This window comes from Streptomyces sp. NPDC023527 (assembly GCF_055560115.1).
Window position 1 is genome coordinate 174,526 of the sequence record NZ_JBVHJJ010000005.1, and the last position, 24,530, is coordinate 199,055.

The window sequence follows — 24,530 nt, forward strand, 5'->3', positions numbered from 1 at the left end:
GCGGAAGGGCTAGGGGGACGAGCGGGGCCGGGTGGGAAGCTCCGGGGGGAGATACGCGATCCAGTCGGTGCCCGGCAGCGGGTGAGGGCGCCAGGCGCGCGCGTAGGACGGAAGGTCACCGTCACCGTCGTACAGCACGGCCGTCGGGATCCGGGCGGCGGTGCGGGCGAGGGCGGCGGGGGTGGTGGAGCGGTTGTTGCCCGCGGTCTGGGCGGAGGCGCAGCCCGCCTCGTACGCGACGGGCTGCGCGCGCGGGCCGGTGACCAGGCACGGCGGCCTCAGGCCGAGCCGCCCCAGGGTGTCGGCGGCGCGGCGGTAGCGGACGGCGGTGTCGCGGGCGTCGGCCGTGTTCGCCCGCAATTCCTTGAGCTGCACCACCAGATGGGCGGCGAGCACGGCGGACAGCAGCGCGGCCACGGCGAGCCGGAGCCGCGCGCCGGACGCCGCCCGGAGCGCGCGGGCCGCGAGGCCGGCCGTCGCCAGGGCGAGGAGGGCGTAGGCGGGGAGCAGGAAGCGGGGGGCGGAGTAGTCGAGCAGCAGCAGATACGGCGCGGCGACGGAGAGCGCGCAGGCGACGGGCAGCAGCGTCGCGGCCCTGGGTCCGTCCGCCGGGCGGCGGGCGCGGGGCGTCAGCGCGAGGGCGCAGGCGAGGACGGCGAGGGCCGGGAGCAGCAGCCACCACAGGGAGTGGGTGAGGGGCGGGCCGGCGCCGTGGCAGGGCCGGCACAGCTGGGGCCCGTCGAGCGCACGGTGGGCGGCGGCCAGCCCGGCGCCGAGGCGGGCGCCCATGCCGCCTTCGGTGTCGCTGGACAGGGTCAGCCTCCGCGGGACGCCGCCGAAGCGTGCGTACGCCTCGACCGCCCACTGCGCGCCGCCCAGCGCGAGCCCGCCGAGGACGGCGGCGACGGTGCCGGGCCGGCGCCAGGCCCGTACGGCCGCGCAGGCGGCGAGCGGGGGCAGGGCGAGCCAGACGCCGTCCGGGGCGCGGAGGAGCGTGGCGGCGGCGAGGGTCGCGGCGAGGGCGAGGAGGGCGCGGGGGCGGCCGGGGGTGGTGCCGCGGAGGCTGTCGGTGGGGTTGCCGTGGCGGCTGTCGCGGACGTCTTCGTGGGCGCCGCCATGGGCATCGTGGTGGGCGCGCAGGAACCAGCCGATGGCGGCGACCGCCGTGAACGCGAGCCAGAGGTTGGGCATGGCCTCGGGTCCGCTCAGCACGGTGATCCACAGCCCGGCGAACAGTGCCGCCGCGAACGCCGGACGGCGGCGGCCGAGCAGCGGCTCCCACACCTTGAACGCCGCGTACAGCGCCACCGACGACGCCACCACCAACGCCACCCGCAGGGCGGGTACGGAGGAGGTGGCGGCGACGACGGGCGCGACGAGGAGGGTGATACCGCGCGAGCGCGGGGCGCTGAAGAACGCGGCGGGGTTGCGGGGGTCGACCTGGGAGAGGTAGACGCTCTCGTCCCAGCCGAGGTCCATGTGCGCGACCGCGAAGGCGAGTTGGAGGACGGCGTAGAGGAGGGCGACGGCGGCGAGGGCGGGGTTGAGGGTGAGGGCGATGCGCCGTACGGGGAGGGGCATGCCCCCTCTTCTACCCGAATTCTCCCCCGGGGCGGGGGTCAGGGTGCGGACGGCGCTCCGGAGCCGGGGTGTGCGCACGGGAACGTTCGCGCTCGCGGGAGGCGGCGATCTCGGCCTCCGCGGCGGCCCGGTCGGCCCAGCAGGCGCCGTCGTCGACGGACTTGCCGGGTTCGAGTTCCTTGTAGACCTCGAAGAAGTGCTGGATCTCCAGCCGGTCGTACTCGGGCAGATGCCGCAGGTCCCGCAGGTGTTCGTGGCGGGGGTCGGCGGAGGGGACGCACAACACCTTCTCGTCCTGACCCTGTTCGTCGCGCATCCGGTACATGCCGATGGCGCGACACCTGATCACGACGCCGGGGAACGTGGGCTCACCGGCGAGCACGAGGGCGTCCAGAGGTTCGCCGTCGGCGCCGAGGGTTCCCTCGATATAGCCGTAGTCGGCGGGGTAGCGGGTGGAGGTGAACAGCAGCCGGTCCAGCCGGATGCGTGCCCGCTCGTGGTCCATCTCGTATTTGTTGCGGCTGCCTTGCGGGATCTCCACGACGACGTCGAAGTCCACGGGCGCTCCTCAGGGGGTGTCGGCCGGCCGGTCACCATGGTGACGCCAGGGGCCGCTCCGGCACCATGGCTCCGTCCCACCGGAGTTGGAGCGTCTAACCGGGCTTGGAGCCGGACCGGGTGCCGACGAGGCAGCGGGGGTGAGGGCGCGCGGCGGGAAGCGGAACGGCGTCGGCCGCCGTGATGTGGGGTATGGCGGGGAGTTCGGAAACGTCGAGGGTGGGGGCGGTGGCGGGGGCCTGGGCAGAGTCCTCGCTGCTCCCGGCGCTTCCCTGGAGCGTGAGGATGACGACCCCGGCCGCGGCGACGGCACCGGCCGCGACGGCCAGCAGCCCGCCGGTCAACCCGTACCGGAATCCCTCGCCCAGGGCGGCCACGCCCACGGCGGCGGCCACGGCGGGGTTGACGACCGTCACGGTCGCGAGGGGCGCGGCAAGGCCCGCGCCCCGGTAGGACGCCTGCGAGAGCAGCATCCCGGCGGAGGCGAGCAGCGCTATCGTCAGCATGGTCGGTACGAGCGCACCGGTCTGCCCCGCGGTCCAGTCCTCGGCGACGGCCTTCGTGAAGACGGACGCCATGCCGAAGGCGCCTCCGGCGGCGGAGGCCAGCACGACACCCCGTACGACGGGGCTCCGCACCCAGCGCGCGACGACGGTGAGCGCGGCGACGGCGCCCAGCACCGCGGCCGCGAGCAGCGGCCGGTGCCCGGCGTCGAGGGACTCCGTGCGGGGCGGCCCGGTCAACGTCAACAGCCCGGCCAGCCCGCCCGTGGCCAGCACCGCACCCCGCCACCCGGCGGCCCCGACGGGCCGCCGCACGAACAGGGCGGCCATCGGCAGCGCGAACACGATCGTCAGCGCGCCCATCGGCTGCACGAGGCTGAGCGGCCCATAGGCGAGCGCCACCACATGCGACCCGGCCCCGACGCCGGTCAGCCCCACGGCGCCCCACCAGCCGGCCCGCCGCAGCGGCCCGTACGCCCCGCCGCCACCGGTGGCCGCGACACGCTCCTGCACGATGGCCGCCGCCGCGTAACACACAGCGGACACCAGACACAGCAGCACCGACACCACCAGCGAACTCACGTCACCCCTCGCCGGTCGCCCGTCCCGTAGCCCTTCATACCTCCACGATGCCTCCCCGGCCGCGCGCCGTCGTCGTACCTGGGGACGGATTGGGGGGTACTACGGATGGAGTAGGGGGGTACCTGAGTACGACGGTGGGGTATGTCGCGCGCACTCCCGATGGACACCGGACCGCCCGCAAGCGCTGTCAGGCCAGGTCGGCCACCAGCAGGTCGAGGGTGGTCTCCTCGTGCAGTGCGACCCCCAAGCCATGCATGGCAGGAGCCAGACCGGCATCCCAGGCAGCGGGCACCGGTGATCCGTCCAGCAGCAGCGGAGGAATACCGCGAGCCCGGGCATGCAGAGCGAGGCGCTCGTAGTCATCGGCCCGCATCCGCCAGGGGCGGGCCCGGTAGCGTTGGACGATCCGATTGGCGAGCGCGACGCCGGGCCAATCGAAGTCTCCATGACAGGCGAAGACACATCCTTCGGCGGCCAGGGCGTCGAGCAGGTCGAGGACGACAGTGGCCGCGCTGCCGGAGGTACAGACCAGTGGTTGCGTACAGGAGGCGTCCGCAGCCGCTTCCACGACCCGGGGGTTCTCACAGATGCGCACGAGAGTGCCGGCCGGCATGCGCAAACGGAGGGCACGCACATCCCTCTGAGTCAGATGGGTCTCGGCCCGGTGGTCGGCACGCTCGCGGAGGGCGGTTTCGCGCCAGCCGTCCCCCGTGGGACGCAGCCCGTAGGTGAGAACGGTGCTGGACACTTCGTCCGGTGTGACCGAGGCGAGCCGCCACAGGGCTCGGCGGGCGGCGGCATCACGCGGCGCCTCGGTCCCGTGGGCACGGGCGATGCCGCGCTGGACGAGCCGGGCAAGCCACGTGCCGTCGTCGAGGCCGTGGGCCGTGCCGGTGATGGCGGTGGCCAGCTCCCCCCTCCCCCGACGGACCGGCTCTCCGGAGAAGAGCACGGCAAGGACCGTGATCGCCTGCCGGACGGTGGCCGTGGCGACTTCCGGCGGCTGACGGCCGGGCAAACCGGCCCGGCGTATCTCGGACCACCACTGTTCTGCCCAGTCCTGTCCGCTCAGAGCGGAGGCATCGAATGTGTCGGTGAGCTCGGCCCACACCCGGGCGGTCCGCTCCTGGGCGGACCGGCGTACCGTTCGGCGGTCGGTGAGCGGTGGGCCGAGTGCTGTGACGGTGTCCACCAGGCCACGGTCAGCGGCGGAAGCTCGCAGCCGGTCGTCCAGCTCTTCCAGACGCAGGGTGACTTCCCGGCGAGTGACCGGCCGGCCCAGCAGCAGGGAGACACCCTGACGCTCCTCCGGGGTGAGCCCGGTGAGTCGTAGGCCGCCGGTGGCACTGAGGCCATTGCGCTCCAGTCGTTGACGCACGGTCGGCCACAGGCGGTCGAAGGCGGGGCCTGCGAGCCATGCACGAGTGGCGTCGTCCAATGGGGCGGTCATACGGGCATCAGGCGCCGGTGGCGGCCGTTCCAGCTGTAGTGGAGTGTGGCCACTCCACGAGCGTGCGGATCGCGCAGGCACTCGTAGATGTGCAGCGACGGTACGTCCGGCCAGTTGCCCATAAGCCGTTCGCTGGTGAGGACGAAGTCGAGGTCGAGGTCGACCAGGATCCGGCAGAGACGGCCATGTGTGGGTTCGTCGACCTTGGCGAAGGCGTCGTCGAGCAGGATCAGGCGGGGGGCGTGCGGAGCGTGCTCGGCGAGCGTGGTGAAGTGCGCGGCAGCGGCGGCGAACAGCACGAGATAGGACAGCACTCTCTGTTCGCCCTGACTGAGCCCAGTACGGCCGGTCAGGCGGCGTCGGCGGCCAGGTGCCGCGTCATCGACCACCCAGGTGCGGAAGGTGAACCACCGCCGATAGTCGAGCGCGGACCGCAGATGCGCGGCGTAGCCGGCGCCGGGTTCGGCTCGGCGGGCGTCCTCGATGCGCCGCTGCAGGGCTTCGCGCAGTTGCTCGCTCTGTTCCCGGGTGCGCAGGCCGGAGGGGCTGCGCAGCAGCTCGACGGCCGCGCGGGTGTCGGCGTCGGCGCTGTCATCGAGCCGCCAGTCGAGCTCGACACCCAGGCCGTGCGAGGTCCGGACCGAACGCAGGGTGTCATTGAGGGCGGTGACCAGGTCCATGGCGGCCAGGACCTGTGCCGAGAGGTGGTCGCCCAGCTCACCGGTGAGGAACCGCTGAAAGACCTCGCGTTCGCGTTCGGTGAGCCGCTGCCGGGCATCATCGGCCTGTCCGGCGATCCGCTCGGCGACCAGGGCCACGTCGTGACTGCCGTGGTCGTCGACGAGGCAGCACACCTTGATGCCGTCGCGTTCCTCGATTCCGGCATCGAATCCTCCGGACAGCTGGTCGCGCAGTTCGGTGCCGCGATTGAGCAGCGTGGTGTCCGAGACGTCGCGGCGTTGGGCGTCCAGCCGGTCGGTCACCGCCGCGGCCAGGTCACGCAGGGCTTGGATCCGGGCGCGTACCGAGGGGTCGACGGGCTCCTGAGGGCCCGGAGGCTGATCGGTCAGACCCGCGCCCCGGCTCACCTCCGGCATGGCCAGGGCGGTACGGAGAGCACGTCCCGCGTCGATCACCTCGCCTTCCTGGGCGGAAAGTTCGGCTTGGAGGCTGCGCGTCCGCTCCTCCGTGCGGATGCGGCGTTCGCGCAGTTCCTCCAGCACCCGGTCTGCTCGGGGGATGTCGCCGGCGGTGGTGGTGATGCGCTGCTGGACGGATTCCTCCTGGGCGAGGATCTCCTGCTCCGTGGCGCCGACGGCCTCCTGAAGGGTACGGATGGCACGGCGGGCGGCGGCGAGCCGACCGCTGTGTTCGCGGTAGTCGGACTCGGCCTCATCCCGGCCGATGCGGGCGGTGTGGCAGCGGTCTTGGCCGACGACGTGGTCGGCAGCGGCGGCGACGGCTGTGCTCAGGGCGCGACGCAGCTGTCCGATGCCCGAGCCGAGCCGGTTGAGGGAGTCGCGGACCTGGTCCAGGCCGGCCGGATCGGTGGGCAGTGCGTGGCTGGTGGCGGCGGACTCGGCCTCGCGGCGGGCGGCGACGGCCTTGGCACGGGTGGTCTCGGCTTCACGGGCGGCGCGGGAGACATCGGCCCGCCGTTCGCGTGCGGTCTGTTCGGCCTGTTCCAGGCGTACCCACGCGTCTCCGAGGTTACGGCCTGCGGACAAGGAACGTAGGGCTCGCAGTGCGGAGGCGAGGGCAGCGCGACGCTCCTCGACCCCCTCCAACTTTCCTCGCGCAGCGAGCAGTTCCTCCTGCACGGAGCTGATGCACAGGTCGATCTCGGCGAGCTTACGCCGACGCGTGGCCGCCCTGACCTCCGCGCCGACGTACTCGGCCCGTTCCTTGGTGTGGAAGCCACTGAGCACACCGAGCCGCCAGCTTCCGTCGAGGGCGAGGGTGCTGTGCCCGGGAGCCGTCGACGCGGCAGCGGGGCGCAGGCCGACGGTGGCGAGCACCCGCTCGATCTGTTCGGGCAGGATCTTGCTGTCCGCGGTGGCAACAGGACGCAGCGCAGTGGCGAGAGTGGCGCCGGAGGGGCCGGTGCTGTCGAGGTGGAGCAGGACGTCACGAGTTTCGGGATCGATGAGGGTGCCGTGCGGGGTGACCCAGGCGTCGAGCAGTCCGCTTGCCTCCAGTGCGGCTTCGAGCCCGGCCCGGTCGGCCGGGGCCAGCCCGTCGGCGAAGTCGACCAGCCGGTAGAACGGGGCGCCGGTGCCCGGAGCACGATGGGCCGCACGGTGCCGGGGGCTGGGCGGGGCGGGATCCACGCGGCGTTGCCAGTCGTCCTTGTCGCGGCGCAGCCGCTCACGCTCCGCTGCCAGCTCACGCACCCGTACGGCGAGGGTGTCACGGCTCTCCGCGAGCGCCGCGGCGTAGGGATCGAGGAGTTCTTCGGCTGACCGCGCCACTTCTGCGGAGATGTCGGCGGGCAGGGCGCGCTCGGAGAACGGCGCGTCCTCGGCAGATTCCGCTTCGGTGAGTGCCAGCAACGAGTCCAGGGGCGGGGTCTCCAGCTCGCGGCGGACGCGGTCGGCCCATGTCCGGAGCTGCTGGGCGTATTCCACGCCTGCCCGGACGACGTCGCCCCGCCGGGATTCCGCTTGTTTGGTGGCTTGCTCCGCCTCTTCTTCGGCCCGCTCGCGAGTGGAGTCGGCCTGGTCGGCCCGAACGGTGGCGTCTCCGGCCGCGCTGCGCAGCCTCGCGACCTCGGACACCGCCCGCAGGCGCCTGTTGACGAGGGGTTCGGCGGCTGTGAGCTGGTCTTGCCAGGCTTCCAAGGCGGTGCCGGTGGAGGCGTCCACACCACGGACTTGATCGTGACGCTCGAGATGGGGATCACCGTCCGGACCGGTCAGTTCGCTCTCACGGGACGGCGCGAGCACGGTCTGTGCTGCGGGCACCGGTTCACCGAGGTGGAGCGGGTGAAGGCCGGCTCGTTCGGCGGTGTCGTAGAGCTCGCGATGGGAGGCGCTCAGCGCGGCGAGATGATCGCTCAGGCGTGCGGCACCGTCGTTGACGGCGTGGGCGGCACCGCGCTCGGCAGCGTGGGCCCGGCGCAGCGCGGTGAACGCCGCCTCGGCGGCCGCGCGCAGAGCCGCGACCGTTGCCCGCCGTTCGGCCAGCTCCTTGAGGCTGCGATAGACGGCTCCCTCACGCAGGACGGCCAGCTCGCTGCGTGCGGCCTCATGAGCCTCCTTGAGCGTGTGCAGTCGCTGGTCGGCCTCGTCCTCCTGCCGCCTGAGTGCGGCAGCGTCCTTCGCCCCGTCACCGGCCGCGCGGCGGCGCTCCACGAGCAGGTCCAGTTCCGTGCCCACGCGGTCGGCCCGGCGGCGCAGCACCCCGTGGAGGTAGGAGCGATAGCTGACGAGGAAGGTGCGCAGAGCGGCGTCGGTGCGCTCCAGCCGGCCCAGGTCGTTGCGTACGGTGTCCAGATCGTCGAGGCTTCGGGCGACCTTGTCGACGATGTCGTCGTCCAGGCCCGGAAGGGTCTCACCGAGCACGCCGGTCAGTCCGCCGGACTCGATACGGTCTCCGATGGTGGGGCGGCGCAGCCGGTGCAGAAGCTGCGTGAGGTTGCGGTACCGGCCCGGATCGGTGAGCCCGAAAAGCTCCCGCGCCACCCGCGCTCGGTGCTCCACCGCACGGTCGGTGACGTTCTCCTTGCCAACGGCCTCGCGCAGCTTGTCGACGGGCAGCGGCTGCCCCGCCGTGGTAAGCCGCAGCTCTTCGCCGACCCGTAGCGGAGTGACGAAGAAATAGGCTTTGGCGGCCTTGGTGGACTTCGACGCGCGGACCGCGGCACCGAGGGTGAGGAAGCGCTCCTCCCCATCGTCACCGGTGTGCCGGAACTCCACCCACAGATAGCCGAGACGGTTGGTCTGCTCGAACCCTTCGAGCATCAGCCAGACGAGGGTGGTGCGACCTGTGCCGGTGGCGTCCAGGGCGCGCGCGTCGCCGTCGAGGAGATAAGGGAGGAGCATTTCCAGGGCTTTGGACTTGCCGGCGCCGTTCTTGCCGCGCAGCAGCAGCCGCCCCTCGCCGAATGCGAACTCTTGCTCGTCGTACTGCCACACATTACGGATACCGGCCCGGTGCAGGCGGTAACGCGAAGCGGGGTGGGGGCGAGGCGTCATCAGGACGGATCCTCCTGGCGTGCTGCGGAACCGGTCGCAGGTGCGGCGGCCTTGGTGACGGTGACAGCGGTGGCGTAGCGAGCGGCCGCGGCGAGCAGGACGAGGCCGCCGGTGCCGGAGCGGGCGCTGTCCGGGCGGGCACCGGAGACATCGGTCACGGTTCGGCCGTCGGCCGGTTCGGCGTCGTACGTGCTGGGGACGCCCCGGCCGTCGGCCCGGAGCGGGCCGGCGTGCGCGAGCAGCCTCATCCGAATGAGCAGGTCGACGGTGTCGGCCCGCAGCGCGGCGGGGTCGTCGAGGTAACCGCGCTGCCATGTGGCACGGCGGCCGTACTCCTCGACGAGATCGGCCAGGATCTCCTCGACCGTTCCCTCGGGAACGGAGACACCGATCACCAGTCGGCCGCCGGTCGCCGGGTGCCCCGGGGCGTCTGGTCGCAGCCGTTCCACGAGCCGGGAGACCAACAGGAGCGCGGCCTGGGAGACCGTGCCGGTACCGGGCAGGCTCAGATCGGTCAATTCTCCGTCGGGGTCGATGAGGAGGGCTCCCTCGGCACGGATCTCCGCCTCCAGCCCGAGAAGTTCGGAGAACGCCTGAGCCTCTCGCCGCTGGCGGGTACGCAGCCACTCCCGCTCCGCATCGGTGAGATCGTCCAGATAGACGACCGGGGTCTCCACCAAGCGTCGCCGAACGTACGTACGCGGTCCGCCGAAACCGGGATCCGCCGCCCGGACCACCAGGTCGGCACCGTCCCGGCTCTGTGCGAGCGGACCGGAGACCATCGCGCGGGCGATCTCCCGGTCCACGTTCAGCAGCGCGTCCCCGGCGTCGCCCCGTGAGTCGGTGTCGGAGGAAGCGGAGTCGACGGTGCCGTCGATCTCGGCCAGGACCCCCCAGGTGACCAGCTGCCGCAGCGCCGCCACCAGCGTGCGCTTCTCCCTTTGCCGCCCCGTTTCCTCCAGCTGTATTCCGGCGTCGACTGCTGCCGTCCGTATGTCCGCGACCAGGCGGGACAGCAGCAGCTGCTCGGGGGCGGTCACCAGAACGGACAGGGCCAGAGCGAGGCACGCGTACGTGCGTGGGGTGAAGGGGGTGCCTGTGGAGCGCTCCAGTCGGTGGCCCGTGCCCGGCCCGAGGCCGGCCTTGAAAAGCCTGGCGTAGGTGGATTCGACCAGCAGCCGGTAGCCCAGGACCTGCTGGAAGTGCTGGCCCAGCCAGTCGGCGTGCCTCCTCACCAGAGGAAAGACGTCGGCGTGCGGTCCCTCGGCGATCACCAAGGGGTGGGCCAACAGCAGCCGGGCAGCCGCGCGGCGCTCAGCGGCAAGGGCGACATCGTGTGCGGAGGGAAGGGCCATCAGGCGCTCGCCTCGGCATCATCAGGCACCATCCCACGTATCTCGGGGGTCTCGTCCAGCAGTGTGTACGAGCCGGTCACCAGCGCCAGGTCGTCCAGATGGAGATCACCGTCGACCGAGCGCAGGACGCTCTGTGTACCGGGTAGATACCGCACGACCAAGGCTATGTTCAGGCCGGCGTTGCCGGAGCGGGCGCCCTCCACGGCGAATCCGCTTCCGGTGGGACGGGTGAGCCGGGCGTTACCAAGGGCGGTGGCCAGCAATTCCAGCAGCAAGGTCAATGCATCCGGTGTGAGTCGGATCTGTCCCAGCCGACCGGAGACGCTGCGCAGTTCCGCCGCCGCGGACTCCCGGGCGGCTTCCTGCTCGCGGGCCTGGTCCAGCAGCTTGCGCTTCTGTACGGAGTGATCCTCGGCGGCCGACGCCCGGCCACGCTGGGCCCGGCTGCCGCGCTCCCGCAGGGCGACGGGCACCTCGACCACCGGCCCGTTCCACCAGCTCACATAGGCCGGGACCGTGGCGTCCGGTTCCGGGGCGACGCCCAGGTGCCGGGCTCCGTACAGGCCGAAGGCCGCGACCGCCATGTCATGGGCATCCGCAGGGGAGGCGCTGTCGAACCACTGCGCCAACCGCAGGAGGTCCTTGCGCCGCGATATCTCTCCGGACGCCGAGCGCAGCATCCGCTTCGCGTTGGCGAGCAGCGAGTCGAGCGCCCGGAGGGTGGCGTTGCGCAGCTGGTCGACCTGGCTGCCCTGGCCGCCGGTATCGGTGAACCAGCTCCGCAATCCCTCCCAGTCGGCCATCTCCCTGCCCCGGCTCCGCATGACCCGGACATCGGGCAGTCCGCCTTCCCCGACGGCCAGTCCGCCCGCGCAGGCATCGATCCGCACCAGCAATCCGGGAAGTCGTGGCCAGAGCGCATCCAGGCTGGCCGCGATCCTCGGCGAGCGGAAGGCGACTTCGTCGGTGATCGCCCCGACATAGTCGAGCAGCAGCTCCTTGAAGCCCTGATATTCCCTTCCGTCCAGGTCGTACCGCGCGAGCACCTGGCCGAGGTAGGCGTAGAAGTCCCGCACGGATTCAGCGAATTCCCCGAATTGGACGAAGAGCGTGCTGATTCTCTCCAGTGCCGTCCGCGGCTCGGCCCCCGATGGGGTGGCGACCAGTTCGACGAGCTCCGCCAGCCCGCGGTCGACGAGCGTGAGCAATTCATTGCTCACTTCGCGCGCCACATCCGCCTGGGCCAGCACCTCCTCGGCGTCACGCTGTACTTTCTCCCCCAGCTTGGAGAGCTGGTAACGCGACCGGGATCGCTGGTACTCCACGATGCTGGTGGCCTTCACCGTGTGGGTGGAGCGCAGCAGGTTTCCCCACGTGACCAGCTGCTCCAGCCGGGCCGTGAGCGTCTCGGCATCCAGCTCCGCACCGGGCCCAGCCGACCGGGTCAGCTTGGCCAGCACATCAGGAACGGCCAGGTCAGCGAGCAGAGTGGCGCAGAACACCCGCATGACGGCGAGGTACTCCAAGCGCTCGGACACACTGAGATAGGTGTACGCAGACAGACGCTGCCACGTCTCATCAGTGGATGAACTCGGCGTTCCCTGCTGTTCGGATCGTTCCACGAGTCCCGAGCTTACGGCGGGCCACTGACAGAGCAGTGAGAATCGCGGAGACCGGTCGACCGGGGCCGGAGGTGACGCGGAGCCGGGTGACCGCCCTTGTTCGAGCGGCCACCCGGCACCTCCGCTCTTCTCAGCCGCGCGACCAGCAGCCGTGGAGAACCGGCTCCACCCGCAGCCGTGTCCCGTCTCGTTCGAAGGCCTGGAACGCTTCCAGACACGCGCGCACCCACCGTGCGTCCTGCTCCTCCATACCCGCCAGCTCCATGGCGGTGAGCAGGACGCCCTCGTCAGCCAGGTCGGTCCCGAACTCCTCGACAATCGCTCTGTATCCGGCCGCGATCAGCGGGTCGGAGACCAGACCGGCGGCCTCCACCAATTCCGCCCCACCGCCCTTCTCCTGGATCTCGTCGATGAGCCTGCGCAGTGCCTGATCCTGGTTCCGGCACTTGGCGTACAGCCCGACGGCCCGGTCCAGCAGCATGGGCCAGCCTCCTGTGGCCTCCAGCAGCCGGGTCAGCCGATCCTCGGTGTTGAACAGCTCGCTGTGCTGCGCCCAGGACTTGAGGCTGCGTCGGTCGTGACGGCGCAGGACCACCACGGAGGACGCGGCGGTGTCCGGATCCGTCAGGAGATCGCGCCAGAGGGAGAGCTGACCGGGGCCGGCGATGAGGACCACCGTCCTGGTGACTCCCGCCCGATCCGGCAGGAGCGTCCGAGCGAGTTCGAGCGACTCCCTGCAGGTGTCCTCGTTCACCTGGCGGTCCGCGAGGTCGCTGACGATGACGCGCCGCTCGCCGGGTCGGCCCGAGGTGAGCTCCTGTCGGAAGACGCTGATGCGCCCGATGGGTGGCATCTTCCACCCCGCGATCCGTCCGGTGACGGCTCGCAGGGTGTCGGCGACGTCACTGATGCCGGTGGCAGCCGTGCCGAGGACGATCCGGGTCTGATTGGTCCGGTCTCCCAGCAGATCGTCGACCTGCGTGACGGTGAGCGGCGCCGCCCGGCCGTCGGAGAGTTCGGGTCGACTCTCCAGGACGACGGTCTCCTCCAGCTTGCATTCGGTCTCGGCGCTCAGCAGCTGGGCCTCCACCTCCTGTGCGGTGCCGATCATGCGCAGGGCATTCGGGCCGCGCAGGTGCCAGCCCCTCCCATCGTGGTTGGGCGCCAGCACCCCGAGCCCGACCATCTCCTGGAGGTAGGCCCGGAAGCCTTCACTGTCGAGCCGTTCGAATCCGGCGTGCCACCAACTGGCGCACTCGTCGCGCAGTTCCACATCGCTCAGCCGGGTCTCCAGGCCGTGATCGCGGGCGTGCTGAGCAAGCACGTTGGCGATGACGTTGTACCGGTCGTCCAGGGTGAGGGTCTCCTTGAACGCCGCGGTGATGCCGGCGCGCAGTGAGGGGTCGGACTCCACCGCCTCCACATCGGCCGCCCTGATGGCATAAGGAGGTCCGCCGAGGTCCCCGCGGGCGCGCCTGCGCTGCATCACCTCCACGAGTCGGCTGCCGAACATCTGCAGCAGGAACGGCTGGTACGAGCAGTAGCCCAGCACCCGGTTGACGAGGTCCACGTCGGCGAACTCGAAGCCCAGGGCACGCATCGGAAGGGCGAGCAGATCGGCGGCGTACTGCGGACGGAGCGGTCCGACGACGGTCGGCGTCTGCGCCAGATGACTGAAGGGTCCGTTGCGGGCGAGCCTGGTGAACCGCTGCACGGAGTGCAGCCCCGCGAAGACCACCTTCATCCGGTTCCGGGTCTCCACGCACAATCCCTTGAGGCGCCGGGTCTGTGTGCAGTGGGGGGCGTCAGCCTCGAAGAAGAGGTCGCATTCGTCCATGAGGATCAGCAGGCGACGGCTGGGGTCACCGTCCAGCCATTCCTTTATGCCCGACCGCACCCTTTCGTACGGATCGGTGGACTGCGACTTGCGCCGCGGTTGCTGCGGCAGCACGTCCAGGCTGGTCAGTTCCTGGTCCAGCACACTCCAGATCGTCTCGGACCCCAGCGCGTTGCCCTTGCCGATGTTGTGATGGTCCAGGTTGAGGTAGACCGGGTGGTGGTAGCCCGGTTGCTGCTCGGCGAAGCGATCCCCCGCGTCGTTCAGCAGCGCAGACTTGCCGAGCCCCCGACCGCCGAAGATGATCTGAGTGCCGTCCGGATCAAGGATCCTCTTGCGCTCGGCATCGCGTCCGTAGAACATCTCCCGGCCGATCCGACCGCGCTTCTCCTTGATGTACGGGTTGACTCCCGAGAAGGGAAGCAGCGTCTCCGTCGCGATGCTGGCCTGACGGTTTCCGCACGCCACCAGGTAGGCGAGGGCCGCGTCGTCCACGACCATGAGCGCACGGCCGGTCGAGGCGGCGGCGAGTTCCGCGCGGGCCTGGGGGCCGAGCGTGCCGAAGTAGACGACGAGCAGACTTTCTCCGCTGGGCTCCTTCGCCGCCCGGCTCAGCAGAAGCTGCGCCGAGGGTCGGCCCCAGACCATCAGGACCCGGAGCCTGTCGCCCTGTTCGATTCTCGTGCCGAAAGCGGGTGCCCATGCGCGCCCATTGATACCGATGTCGGAGACATCGACGAAGCGGTATTCGTTACTGCGCGGAAGGTCATCGAGCGGCCGTGCCCGCTTGGCCTCGTAGCCGAGGAGGGAGAGCGCCGGCAGCAGCATGATCCTCACGTTGACGTTCTGCCGTTCCTTGGGCTCGGTGGCCGAGAGCTCCCGCCACCGGTCCAGGGCGCTCGCGGCCCGCGTGGCTTCGTCCGCCGACAAGTGGGAGTAGGCGAGGACAGGTACGGCGTCGTGTCGGCCGCGCTCGCGGATGGCGGCGAGGAGCTCCGCGGTGATGCCGTCGGGCAGTCCTTCCGGGACGGCCGGGAAGAAGTCGGCGAGGTGCGATTCGTCCGCCTCGATCTCGGGGACGGGTTCGCCCAGTTCGAGGAAGTAGACGAGGTCCGCGGCCGTTGCGAGCCCGCCGGTTTCCAGGTGGCGCAGCACCTGCGCACGCTCGTCGGAGGTGACGTCGGGAAGTGCGTCGAGCCGGGCCCGGAGCCGGTCGGCGGCCTCCGCGCGGTAGCGGGGCAGCAACTGCGCCACGCGGTCGAGCGTGTGCCGGACCACACCCAGTTCCCGGAAGGAACCGTCCTCCGCCTTCGGATGGGCGTCGGCCAGCAGTTCCTGGAGCTTGACGTCCTGGTCGTCGGATACGGCAAAACCCCAGCGATGCTGGGGTTTTTCCTCTGGTGTCCGAGGGGGGACTTGAACTCTCCACTCGGGCACCAGCTTCTTAGTTAGCTGACCTGCATAAATGCCCGCGTGGAGGCCGTCCAGGGCCTGCCACGGTTGGTCACCCTCACCTGCTGTTTCAGGCTGTTTCGGACCGCTGTTGGTCATGCGTTGGTCACGTGACCCTCCCGGTCCGCTCCTTCACACAGCAGGGCCTCCAGGCTGGCCGAGAACCTGCTCTACACCGGCCGTGCACGCGCTCGTTAACCTTGACGTTGCCACGCCCTGAGGACGAAGCTCGTGCAAGTTGGCGTAAGCCACTCGACACCGGAGGCAGTCATGGCACTACGGTTCATCGGGGATTGATCCAGACACCGGGCAGCAGGGTTCCCCCACCGTATGGGTGGACGAGGAGAAGGGGGAACTGGTGCTTCAGGGCTGGAAGCCAGACGAGAAGCTTGAGTCAGAGTGTGCAGCGTTCGAGGTTCCCGGGCACGCTCCAGGCATCCCGCCGCACGAAGCCGTGATTCGGATTCCGGCCCGTATGGTGCCGATGCTCAGGGAGGCGTGTGATGTCGCAGAACGAGCCGGGCTTTAACGAGCTGCTGGCCGCAGCCAAGCACTCGGCTGTGCACCTGGAGCTGCGCGACTCGTACGGCGTGGGTGATGAGGCCGAGGACTTCGAGACCTGGAAGCGTACGGGCCAGCGCGACATCGACCCGGCGTCCACCTACTGGACGCCGTGGGTTGATTTGATTCGCAGCACCGTGGCCCGAGGAGTGACCGTCCGGCGTGCCCGCGTCGTATCGGAACCGGTAACGGATTACATCCGGTACGAGCACGCCGGCACCGTGGTCAACCTTCACGCCGGGGAGCAGGTTCGCTGGCTGCCCAGGCGGCAGGCTTCGGACATCGCGCTTCCCGGAAACGACTGCTGGGTGTTCGACGGAGAGATCGTGCTCTTCAACCACTTCTCCGGTGATGGGAACTGGTCCGAGCCTGGCTGGGAGGTTCGTTCCGAGCCCGCTGTGGCACGGCTGGCCTCGGCAGCGTTCGAGGCAGTCTGGGAGCGCGGCATCCCGCACGAGAAGTTCACGGTCTGACCTGACGGAAGACGAAGAGCCCACTCATGTCTGCGTCCCCCTCGTCCAGCGCCCAGGCCGCCCGTGAAGCCATCGCCGCCCGTCTCGGGGGCCTACGCAAAGACGCGGAGCTGACCGGGCATGAGTTGGCTCTTCGGTGCGGCTGGAGTCCTGCCAAGTCGTCCCGCATCGAGCGGGCCAAGACCCCTGCATCGGCCGCCGACATCCGCGCCTGGTGCAAAGCGTGCGGAGCAGAGGACCAGACCGACGATCTGATCGCGGCGAACCGCCAAGCCGACCAGATGTATGTCCACTGGCAAAAGCTGCACCGGCACGGCATGCGCCGGGCGCAGGAGGAGGTTGTCCCTCTCTACGAGCAGACCCGCCACTTCCGCGTGTACTGCTCGAACGTGGTGCCGGGCATGCTCCAGACCGAGGCGTACGCGGCAGCTTTGCTATCGACCATTGCCGCCTTTCAAGGCACCCCTGACGACTCGCAGACGGCGGCAGCATCCCGAATCGAGCGCTCACGCGTGCTCCATGACGGCAACCACCGCTTCGCTCTGCTGTTGGAAGAAACGGTGCTTCGCTATCGCATTGGCGACGCTGCCGCCATGGCGGGACAGCTCGGCTACCTGTTGGCTGTCATGGCGCTTCCGAACGTGAGCCTCGGGGTAATCCCTTTCACGGCCCAGCGGCGTGTCTGGCCCTTGGAAGCCTTCTATCTCTTCGACGGCCGCCAAGCGAGCGTGGAGCTACTCACGGCCGCAGTGAACGTCACGGCGTCCAGCGAGGTCGCCGCGTACGCCAAGGCGTTCTCCGAGCTGTCCAAGCTCGCTGTCTACGGTGCACCCGCCCGGGCTCTGATCTCGGATGCGATCACGTCCATCGGGTAGTTCGCGTGCAAGGTCGTGCAAGACCGTGGCCCGCTCCGCTCCCCGCTTTCTAGGGTCATTCCATCGACCTCGGAAGCGATCGGGAGGGCGCGGCGTAATGACGACGGAACCGATTCGGTGGCACGAACCAACGGTGATGCTGCCTACGCGGAAGGAACGCCCCTCGCCCCGGCCGGTGGCTGGTTGCCCCGAGTGCGCGCGGCTGGGCCAGCTCCGGAAGGCCGCTGCGATGGAGCGGGACAGCAGCACAATCGCTGACTGCAACATCCTGCTGCGGATGCACGGGACCGGCCACTGATGGACATGCAGACCTGGAGAGACGGCCGGACACGAGCCACTGATGCCGCCGAGTCCATACAGGCCGCCTTGGCCACCCTCGGCATCCCCGATGCGGCATGGAGTGGCATACGGCCCACGGTCACCTACAACGGTCTCCCGTACGTGCACCTGGGGATGCTCCCCGCCGCCGTGGTGGAGCAGATCGCCGAGGCCATGAGGGCCACGGAGACTTCCGCCCGCTGAGGGCGGGAGACGGCCTCACCAGGCCGTCAAGCAGATCAGGAGGTGCGGGCATGACCGACCCCCGTGACAAGACCGAGGGCGGCGGAGAGAAGTTCCCGCCCCCGCCCGCCGCGTAGCCAGCCCCCAACCGTCGAGAGAGGGAATCTCACTGTGACGACCATGCTGGAATCCCCCGTCGCCTTACGGCACGGGCAGGACCTCGTCAGTCCCGAGCTGTTCGAGAAGGTGTCGGAGTTCTGCGCGGAGGAGTACGGACACGAGCTGTCCACCGCCCGCCGGATCGTGGACCAGGCCCTTGCTTTCCTCAAGGTCATGGGCGACACCCGCGCGTTCGACATGACCCCGTCCGACACCGTGGACCCCGGATGGCACTCGTTCGTGCTCCACACCCAGGCATACGCCACGTGGTGCGAGGAACAGTTCGGGTTCTTCCTCGGACACGAGCCCAAGGCCACCGTCCGCCCCCGCCCGCTGATCGGTTCCGTGGTGGACCGCGTCAGGGCCGCCGGGTTCCACGTCGATGACCGTCTGTGGGGCGCGGCGAAGGACTGCAACCCGCCCGCGTGCTGCGGCGACGGCGACGGCTGCTGATCCACTCTCACTGAACGGAAGCGGTCCGGGCGTGACTAAGGCGCCCGGACCGCCACAGCCAAGGGCTCCAAAGATGAGCAGCAATGACGAGGGCCTGACCGGACGAAGTCGGGTCACGGTGTTCGCGATGTTCGGCACGGTCTTCGGCTACGCCACACACCATCTCGACGAACGGCGGATCGGGGACGTGGCCGTGATCGGCCCCCTGCCCCCTGCTGTCGAGTGGCCACGGCTGTGGCAGATGGCCCGTTCCTGTGCCAGGCCCGCAGCCAAGGACACCGAACTCGCACAGTGGATTCTGATCCAGGCGACCCGGGCGTTCGTCTGCGGAAGCGACCGTATCGCGCAGTTCCATGACCAGGGCTGGAAGCTGGGGGCCGGTGGGAAGCGCGTCAGCTTCGAAACCACCTACGCCAACCGAGACCACCTGTGGACCGGCAACCTGGCCGTGAACGGCCTCAGCCCTGACCAGGTAGCCGAGCGCCCTTCGCTCTACCGAGCGTAGCTCGCTAGCCCTGGTGTCCTGCTTCCCGAACGGCTCCCGTCCCGAACTGCCCTGCCCACTGGCATAGTCGAAGCAACGAAAGAAGCCCCGGCCGATTGGCCGAGGAAGTGGCCCGTCCGCCGTTCATCTCGATTCGAGCCCGTACCTTGTCCGCAAGACCGAGCGGCTGCCGCTTCACCTTGGGAGCGTCAGCCCCCTTCGTGATCCGTATCGCGTCCTGGACGGAGCGGCGTACCAGGGTGAAGGCGGCCGACAGGATCTCTTCCGTGATGGTCTCGGAGCACTCGGAGGCCGCGAGACACGCCGCTACCCGAAGGGTCTGTTCCGCCGTGCGCTCGATAAACACCGACTGCCCTTCGGGGGGGGCGTCTCCCCCAGGATGCGGGCGTAGCGCCTTACGATCCGCCACAGGGGCCGGGCGTCCTCGGAAAGGGTGATCACACCGGGTCGCGCGGTGGCCCATCCGTAAGCGTCGGACAGTTCCCGTACATCCACCTTGGGCAGACTCACGCGGTCGTCGTCCAGCATCGGGACGATGGCGGCCTGACTCACCACTGCCTCCGGGACGCCCCGCTGTGGACCGTCTACGCCGCGACCGGGGTCCGGCGCAGTGAGGCCCTGGAGGTGAAGTGGTCACTCGTCCACTGGGATGAGGGATCGATCGAACTGGGCTGGGTGGTAGTTGAGGAAGGCAACACCTACCGGTTTCGGAAGCTCACCAAGGACGGTGACGCCAACACTCGGATCTATGTGGATCAGTCCGTGATGAACGTCCTCAAGTGGCAGAAGCAGCGCCAGGACGAGGAGCGGAAACGACTTGGGACCGCGTGGGTTGATCATGACCTGGTGTTCGCCCGGGACGGCCTCAAGCTCTACCGAGGGGAGGCAGGTGGGCCCCAGGACCCCGAGAAAGTCTCGGCACGCTGGCGCACCCTCCGGACGCGTCTGCACCTGCCCGAGGATTTCCGCATCCATGACTGGAGGCACAGCAAGGTCACGAACGATTTGGAGGCTGGGGAGAACCCCGTAGAGGTCTCAGCAAACGTCCGGCACCGCTCGCCGGGCTACACGATGGCCCGGTACGGGCACTCACGTAAGGACGGAGTGCGGAAGCTCGCCGCCTCCGGAGCAGGCCGACTCGGCCTGTCATCCCTGGTCTGACCTGGGGATTTGCTGGGCTGTTGGTCACGTGGTTGGTCACGCCACAGCCTGGAAAAGCAGAAAGCCCCACGTGAAGTGGGGTCTCAGCTGGTGTCCGAGGGGGGACTTGAACCCCCACGCCCGATAAAGGGCACTAGCACCTCAAGCTAGCGCGTCTGCCATTCCGCCACCCGGACAAGGTGTCTGTCTCGCGGGGTGTTCCCCGCGGCGACATGGATAACAATACCAAGGTTTCGGAGTGCCTTTCACCTGGGTATCTGCGGAGTCATAAGGTCCCTTTATGGGCAATCAGGGACACTCCTGGGTGCTTGGTGCGCGGCGGCTGACGGCCGCGCTCGACGATCTGTCGGGGCTCGCGCCCGCCGTGGGCGCGGCACCGTACGCTCCTGCGGCAGGCCGTGGAGCGTACGGTGCCCGGCGCCGCCGATCGGGAGTTTTTCCTCGTTCCCGACCGGCGAGGGATCACGGCATCAGGTGGTAGTCCGGGAAATTGCCCGGCAGGCGTTCGTCCCTTGGGCCCTGTGTCACCGCCCTCACCAGCAGGTCTCCGCCCACGAACGCGCCCCGCCACGACGCCCCGAAGCCGCCGAACAGCTCCTCGCGGTCCCCGCGCGAGCGTGGCGTCCCGTGGCCCACCTTGAAGGCGCGGATCTGCGGGGCCAGGCGGTCGTACGTCGCCGGGTCGTCGCAGGAGAGGGTGGCCACCAGGGCGCCGTTGCTGGCGTTCATGGCGGCCAGCAGCTCGGCCTCGGTGTCCACCAGGACGATCGTGTCGACCGGGCCGAACGGTTCGGCATGGTGCAGCGGCGAGGCCGGCGGCGGGTTGAGGAGGGTCACGGGCGGTACGTACGCACCGGTGTCCTGGCCCGGGAGGAAGGCCGCGGGGTCCAGGGCGCCGCGGTGCAGCGGGACGGCGCCCCGGTCGATCGCCTCCGCCACCTGGTCGCCGAGCTCCTTGGCCTTGGTCGCGTTGATCAGCGGGCCGAAGTCCAGCTCCGGCAGTTCGTCCGCGGGTGACGCCACCGCCAGCGGATGCCCCATACGTATCGACCGGACCGCCGGCAGGTACACCGCCAGGAAGTCCGCGAACGCCGACCGCTGGACCACGAAGCGCGGATATGCCGTGCAGCGCTGCTTCGCGTAGTCGAAGGTCTTGCGGATGCGCGGCGCGAAGGAGTCCCAGTCGGTGAAGTTCCAGACGCCCCAGGTGTTCAGGCCCTCCTGTTCCAGGATGTGGCGCTTGCCCAGGTCCGCCACCGCCGTGGCCACCCTCGCCCCGGTGTCGCGGCCGCCGACGAACGAGACGCAGCCGATCTCCGGGGCGCGCACCAGCGACTCCGACAGTTCGCCTCCGCTGCCGCTGACCAGCGTCACCGGTACGCCCTCGCGGGCGGCGAGCGCCGAGGCCAGGGTCAGGCAGGCCACGCCGCCGTCCGTCGGCGTCTTGGCGATGACGGCGTTGCCGGCCAGCGCCTGGACGAGCATGGCGTGGACGAGCACGCTCATCGGGTAGTTCCAGCTGGCGATGTTGCTGACCGGGCCCGGCAGCGGGGCGCGCCCCGCCACCATGCGGTCGATGCCGTCCACGTACCACCGCACGCCGTCGATCGCCCGGTCCACGTCCGCCCGGGCCAGGCGCCACGGCTTGCCGATCTCCCAGACGAGGAGGAGGGCGAGGAGTTCGCGGTGTTCGGTGAGGGCGTCGAGGGTGGCGCCCACCCGGGCCTTGCGGTCGGCGAGCGGCACCTGCCGCCAGGCGCGGTGCTGGTCCAGGGAGGCTCGTACGGCCTGGTGTGCGGTGGCCGCGTCGAGGCGGGGCGGGCCGGCTATGGGGGTGCCGTCGACGGGGGTGGTGGCGGGGAGGGGTCGGCCGTCGAGCCGCCAGGCGTCGTTCCAGAGGTTGAGGACGCGGTCGTCCCGGAACGCCTCGGGGGCGACGGCCTGGCAGCGCTGCCAGGCCGTCGCCCACTCGGTGCCGGGTTTCAGAACGGGGGCGCCGCCGGATACGGGCGTGCCGCTGCTGGGTGCCATCGCTGTTCTCCGCTCTCGGTCATACGGTCGGCGGGGAGGTCGCGCTGAGTGCTACCGAACAGTAGCCACGGGGCGGGGCGCCGGTGGGGTCCCCGGCTCGGATGAGGCCCACGTCACGTGAGACCGTTCTGGGGCACGGGCAACCACCATCACCACCGGGACTGATCGAACATGGGACGGGTCACCGCACGCCGCCGCGTCATCCGCATCCGGGACGGCGCCGTCGGCGCCCGCCCCGACACGCTGGTGGCCGAGGAGCCGATGGAGATCCGGCTGAACGGCAAGCCGCTCGCCATCACCATGCGCACCCCCGGCGACGACTTCGCGCTCGCGGCCGGGTTCCTGGTCAGCGAGGGTGTGCTCGGCACCGCCGAGGAGCTGGAGCGCATCGTCTACTGCGCGGGCGCGACGGAGGACGGCGGCAACACCTACAACGTCGTCGACGTACGGCTCGCCCCCGGCGTCCCGCTGCCCGACATCGCCCTCGAACGCAACGTCTACACCACGTCCTCCTGCGGCCTGTGCGGCAAGGCGAGCCTGGACGCCGTACGGACCACCGCCCGCCATCCGCTCGCGGACGGCCCGGAACCGATGCGGCTCACGCCCGCGCTCCTGTCCACCCTCCCCGACCGGCTGCGCGAGGCGCAGCGGGTCTTCGACCGTACGGGCGGCCTGCACGGTGCCGCACTGTTCACCGCGCGGGGTGAACTGCTGGACGTACGCGAGGACGTAGGCCGGCACAACGCGGTCGACAAGATCGTCGGGCGCGCCCTCCAGCAGGGGCTGCTGCCACTGTCCGGCACGGTGCTGCTGGTGTCGGGGCGCGCGTCGTTCGAGCTGGCGCAGAAGGCGGTCATGGCCGGGATCCCGGTGCTGGCGGCGGTGTCGGCACCGTCCTCGCTGGCCGTCGACCTGGCCGTCGAGACGGGGCTGACGCTGGTGGGGTTCCTGCGCGGCGCGTCGATGAACGTGTACGCGGGCGAGGAGCGGGTGGTCGTGCCGGCCGAGTAGGGCCGCGCCGAACTCACGGAGGGCCGACGGGTCAGTCCTCCGCCACCCGTGCGAGCAGCGCGAGGAACTGCTCGCGTTCGGCCGGCGAGAGCGCCGTCAGCAGCTCCTCGTTGGCCTCCTCCCCCAGTTCCGCCAGGCGCGCCAGGCGCGTCCGCCCCAGAGGCGTGAGGGAGATGGCGTTCTTGCGGCGGTCGGTGGGGTCGGGGGCGCGCGTGACGAGTCCGGCGGCCTGGAGGTCGTTGAGGATGCCGACCATGTCCTTGGGGTCGAAGCCGGTGGTGCGGCCCAGCGCGGCCTGGGCGACCGGGCCGCGGTCGGCGACGGCGGACAGCACCGCGTGGTGCGGCATCCGCATGCCCTCCTGGGCGAGCGCCTCGCCGACGAGCCGGCGGCCGCGCGCGGAGGCGCGGTTGAGCAGCCAGCTGGGGAGGGCGCGGATGCGGGTGAGCGCGGGCTCGTTCTCTGCCATGGGCCGAGCCTACCGACATAACCATTGGACCTCCCAACGAAGTGCGATAACGTTGGGTCCACCAACGACATCTGGGAGGTGCGCGTGCGTCGCGTCCGGTATTACGAGAACGGCGGCCCCGAGGTCCTGCGTGTCGAGGAGGCCGACGTCCCTGAGCCGGGCCCGGGCGAGCTGCTCGTGCGCACCGAGGCGACGGGCGTGACGCTGCCGGTCGTCCGCAAGGTGCGCGGGGGCGGGCTGCCGCTCCCGGCGGGCCTGGGCGGCGAGATCGCGGGCGAGGTCGTGGCTGTGGGGCCCGAAGCGGACGGAGCCCTGACCCATCGCTTCGCGGTCGGCGACCGCGTCACGGGCCTGTGCTTCGGCGACGGCTACGCCGAGTACTCCCTCCTACACTCTTCGATGACCTCCCCCGTCCCGGACGGCGCGAGCGCCACGGACGCCGTCGCGCTCGTCCGCTGCGGGCTGGTCGCCCTTGGCGCGTACGAGGCCGCCCGCCCGGCCGCGGGCGAGGCGGTGCTGGTCACGGCCGCGGCGAGCGGCGCCGGCCACCTCGCCGTGCAGCTCGCCAGGGCGCGCGGCGCCGGGCGGGTCGTCGGCGCGGTCGGCTCGGCGGCCAAGGCCGACTTCGTACGGTCGCTCGGCGCGGACGAGGTCGTGACGTACGAGGAGCTCGCGGCGCTCGGGACGTCGGCGCCGGTGGACATCGTCCTCGACGCGGTCGGCGGCGAGCTCCTCTCCCCCGCCCTGGCCGCCCTCGCGCCGGGCGGCCGGCTGGTGGCGTACAGCTCGGGTGGCGGCACGATCGAGGCGTACGACCTGCTGGTCGGCGCGAAGTCGGCCATCGGGTTCCAGATGGCGCTGATCGCCCGGCACAAGCCCGCGCTGATGGAGCGGTGGCGGCGGGAGCTGTGGGAGCTGTTCGCCGACGGGCGGCTGCGGACGCGCGTGCACGCGGAGCTGCCGCTGGAGGACGCCGCGAAGGCGCACGAGATCATCGAGTCGCGCGTCAATCTGGGCAAGGTGGTGCTGCGGCCCATGTGAGGCGCGCGCGGCCGCGCGGGGCCCGTGTGAGCTCTTTGGCGCGACTCGCCTTGTGGGGCGGCCCTCCTCACCGTACGTTCGGCCTGACCGGGCGTGGATGTGTGATGTCCGGTCTTCACGTGTCACGACATGTCAGAACATGCCTCGACGTGAA

18 protein-coding genes, 1 tRNA gene and 1 pseudogene are annotated in these 24,530 nt (G+C 70.5%); 9 read left to right on the top strand and 11 right to left on the bottom strand.

The genetic code is table 11. The features are described from left to right. Positions 1 to 9: 9 nt before the first annotated feature. From ACZ303_RS11870 to ACZ303_RS11905, 8 genes are all read right to left on the bottom strand, one after another. Positions 10 to 1,581: a hypothetical protein gene (locus tag ACZ303_RS11870; RefSeq protein ID WP_467337728.1), complete on the bottom strand. Its 1,572-nt coding sequence runs from the start codon at positions 1,579 to 1,581 to the stop codon at positions 10 to 12. Positions 1,582 to 1,591: 10 nt separating this feature from the next. Next, complete coding sequence (locus ACZ303_RS11875; RefSeq protein ID WP_467337730.1) at positions 1,592 to 2,140, bottom strand: inorganic diphosphatase; 549 nt, start codon at positions 2,138 to 2,140, stop codon at positions 1,592 to 1,594. A gap of 94 nt (positions 2,141 to 2,234) precedes the next feature. Beyond that, entirely contained in the window at positions 2,235 to 3,224 is a 990-nt protein-coding gene (locus ACZ303_RS11880) for a DMT family transporter (protein ID WP_467337732.1), read from the bottom strand. Between the two features lie 187 nt (positions 3,225 to 3,411). Continuing rightward, on the bottom strand, positions 3,412 to 4,674 hold the full coding sequence (locus tag ACZ303_RS11885; protein ID WP_467337733.1) for a TIGR02679 family protein: 1,263 nt from the start codon (positions 4,672 to 4,674) through the stop codon (positions 3,412 to 3,414). Further along, entirely contained in the window at positions 4,671 to 8,870 is a 4,200-nt protein-coding gene (locus tag ACZ303_RS11890) for a TIGR02680 family protein (protein ID WP_467337735.1), read from the bottom strand. Before ACZ303_RS11890 ends, ACZ303_RS11885 begins: the two co-directional genes overlap by 4 nt. Then, the gene (locus ACZ303_RS11895; RefSeq protein ID WP_467337737.1) at positions 8,870 to 10,225 is read right to left on the bottom strand and encodes a TIGR02678 family protein; all 1,356 of its coding nucleotides are present in this window, start codon (positions 10,223 to 10,225) and stop codon (positions 8,870 to 8,872) included. The genes ACZ303_RS11890 and ACZ303_RS11895 overlap by 1 nt, the downstream gene beginning before the upstream one ends. Then, positions 10,225 to 11,763: a TIGR02677 family protein gene (locus tag ACZ303_RS11900; RefSeq protein ID WP_467337739.1), complete on the bottom strand. Its 1,539-nt coding sequence runs from the start codon at positions 11,761 to 11,763 to the stop codon at positions 10,225 to 10,227. Before ACZ303_RS11900 ends, ACZ303_RS11895 begins: the two co-directional genes overlap by 1 nt. A gap of 214 nt (positions 11,764 to 11,977) precedes the next feature. Beyond that, positions 11,978 to 15,235: a hypothetical protein gene (locus tag ACZ303_RS11905; RefSeq protein WP_467337741.1), complete on the bottom strand. Its 3,258-nt coding sequence runs from the start codon at positions 15,233 to 15,235 to the stop codon at positions 11,978 to 11,980. 171 nt (positions 15,236 to 15,406) lie between these two features. Here ACZ303_RS11905 and ACZ303_RS11910 point away from each other — a divergent pair. From ACZ303_RS11910 to ACZ303_RS11940, 7 genes and pseudogenes are all read left to right on the top strand, one after another. Further along, a pseudogene (locus ACZ303_RS11910) lies at positions 15,407 to 15,665 on the top strand (hypothetical protein). Continuing rightward, entirely contained in the window at positions 15,640 to 16,170 is a 531-nt protein-coding gene (locus tag ACZ303_RS11915) for a DUF6879 family protein (RefSeq protein ID WP_399957443.1), read from the top strand. Before ACZ303_RS11910 ends, ACZ303_RS11915 begins: the two are co-directional and overlap by 26 nt. A 26-nt stretch (positions 16,171 to 16,196) precedes the next feature. Then, on the top strand, positions 16,197 to 17,045 hold the full coding sequence (locus tag ACZ303_RS11920) for a helix-turn-helix domain-containing protein (protein ID WP_467337744.1): 849 nt from the start codon (positions 16,197 to 16,199) through the stop codon (positions 17,043 to 17,045). 303 nt (positions 17,046 to 17,348) lie between these two features. Then, positions 17,349 to 17,567, top strand: coding sequence for a hypothetical protein (locus tag ACZ303_RS11925; protein WP_467337746.1), 219 nt, complete (start codon positions 17,349 to 17,351; stop codon positions 17,565 to 17,567). A 159-nt stretch (positions 17,568 to 17,726) separates the two neighbouring features. Continuing rightward, complete coding sequence (locus ACZ303_RS11930; RefSeq protein WP_467337748.1) at positions 17,727 to 18,158, top strand: glycine-rich domain-containing protein; 432 nt, start codon at positions 17,727 to 17,729, stop codon at positions 18,156 to 18,158. 73 nt (positions 18,159 to 18,231) lie between these two features. Then, positions 18,232 to 18,663: a hypothetical protein gene (locus tag ACZ303_RS11935; RefSeq protein WP_467337750.1), complete on the top strand. Its 432-nt coding sequence runs from the start codon at positions 18,232 to 18,234 to the stop codon at positions 18,661 to 18,663. Positions 18,664 to 19,281: 618 nt separating this feature from the next. Continuing rightward, positions 19,282 to 19,824, top strand: coding sequence for a hypothetical protein (locus ACZ303_RS11940; RefSeq protein ID WP_467338200.1), 543 nt, complete (start codon positions 19,282 to 19,284; stop codon positions 19,822 to 19,824). An 88-nt stretch (positions 19,825 to 19,912) separates the two neighbouring features. Here the strand turns inward: ACZ303_RS11940 and ACZ303_RS11945 are convergent. Together ACZ303_RS11945 and ACZ303_RS11950 are read right to left on the bottom strand one after the other, a co-directional pair. Continuing rightward, positions 19,913 to 20,000, bottom strand: a tRNA-Leu gene (locus tag ACZ303_RS11945). A 286-nt stretch (positions 20,001 to 20,286) separates the two neighbouring features. Beyond that, entirely contained in the window at positions 20,287 to 21,855 is a 1,569-nt protein-coding gene (locus ACZ303_RS11950) for an aldehyde dehydrogenase family protein (protein ID WP_467337751.1), read from the bottom strand. Positions 21,856 to 22,026: 171 nt separating this feature from the next. On the opposite strand from ACZ303_RS11950, the gene fdhD reads away from it, so the two are divergent. Further along, positions 22,027 to 22,866, top strand: a complete 840-nt coding sequence (gene fdhD, locus ACZ303_RS11955) for a formate dehydrogenase accessory sulfurtransferase FdhD (RefSeq protein ID WP_467337753.1) — start codon at positions 22,027 to 22,029, stop codon at positions 22,864 to 22,866. A gap of 31 nt (positions 22,867 to 22,897) precedes the next feature. On the opposite strand, the gene ACZ303_RS11960 is transcribed toward fdhD, so the two are convergent. Then, a complete protein-coding gene (locus ACZ303_RS11960; protein WP_467337755.1) occupies positions 22,898 to 23,335 on the bottom strand; it encodes a MarR family winged helix-turn-helix transcriptional regulator in 438 nt (145 codons plus the stop codon). A gap of 84 nt (positions 23,336 to 23,419) precedes the next feature. Between ACZ303_RS11960 and ACZ303_RS11965 the strand changes: the two genes are divergently transcribed. Continuing rightward, entirely contained in the window at positions 23,420 to 24,376 is a 957-nt protein-coding gene (locus ACZ303_RS11965; RefSeq protein ID WP_467337757.1) for a quinone oxidoreductase family protein, read from the top strand. The last annotated feature ends 154 nt before the right edge of the window (positions 24,377 to 24,530 follow it).

Bases quoted from the DNA above. Each gene is read 5' to 3' on its own strand.
- ACZ303_RS11930 (WP_467337748.1), top strand. From the start codon at position 17,727: ATGCTGGAATCCCCCGTCGCCTTACGGCACGGGCAGGACCTCGTCAGT.
- ACZ303_RS11905 (WP_467337741.1), bottom strand. From the start codon at position 15,235: ATGACCAACAGCGGTCCGAAACAGCCTGAAACAGCAGGTGAGGGTGAC.
- ACZ303_RS11890 (WP_467337735.1), bottom strand. From the start codon at position 8,870: ATGACGCCTCGCCCCCACCCCGCTTCGCGTTACCGCCTGCACCGGGCC.
- ACZ303_RS11935 (WP_467337750.1), top strand. From the start codon at position 18,232: ATGAGCAGCAATGACGAGGGCCTGACCGGACGAAGTCGGGTCACGGTG.
- ACZ303_RS11960 (WP_467337755.1), bottom strand. From the start codon at position 23,335: ATGGCAGAGAACGAGCCCGCGCTCACCCGCATCCGCGCCCTCCCCAGC.
- ACZ303_RS11925 (WP_467337746.1), top strand. From the start codon at position 17,349: ATGCAGACCTGGAGAGACGGCCGGACACGAGCCACTGATGCCGCCGAG.
- ACZ303_RS11950 (WP_467337751.1), bottom strand. From the start codon at position 21,855: ATGGCACCCAGCAGCGGCACGCCCGTATCCGGCGGCGCCCCCGTTCTG.
- ACZ303_RS11885 (WP_467337733.1), bottom strand. From the start codon at position 4,674: ATGACCGCCCCATTGGACGACGCCACTCGTGCATGGCTCGCAGGCCCC.
- ACZ303_RS11870 (WP_467337728.1), bottom strand. From the start codon at position 1,581: ATGCCCCTCCCCGTACGGCGCATCGCCCTCACCCTCAACCCCGCCCTC.
- ACZ303_RS11920 (WP_467337744.1), top strand. From the start codon at position 16,197: ATGTCTGCGTCCCCCTCGTCCAGCGCCCAGGCCGCCCGTGAAGCCATC.
- ACZ303_RS11895 (WP_467337737.1), bottom strand. From the start codon at position 10,225: ATGGCCCTTCCCTCCGCACACGATGTCGCCCTTGCCGCTGAGCGCCGC.
- fdhD (WP_467337753.1), top strand. From the start codon at position 22,027: ATGGGACGGGTCACCGCACGCCGCCGCGTCATCCGCATCCGGGACGGC.
- ACZ303_RS11915 (WP_399957443.1), top strand. From the start codon at position 15,640: ATGTCGCAGAACGAGCCGGGCTTTAACGAGCTGCTGGCCGCAGCCAAG.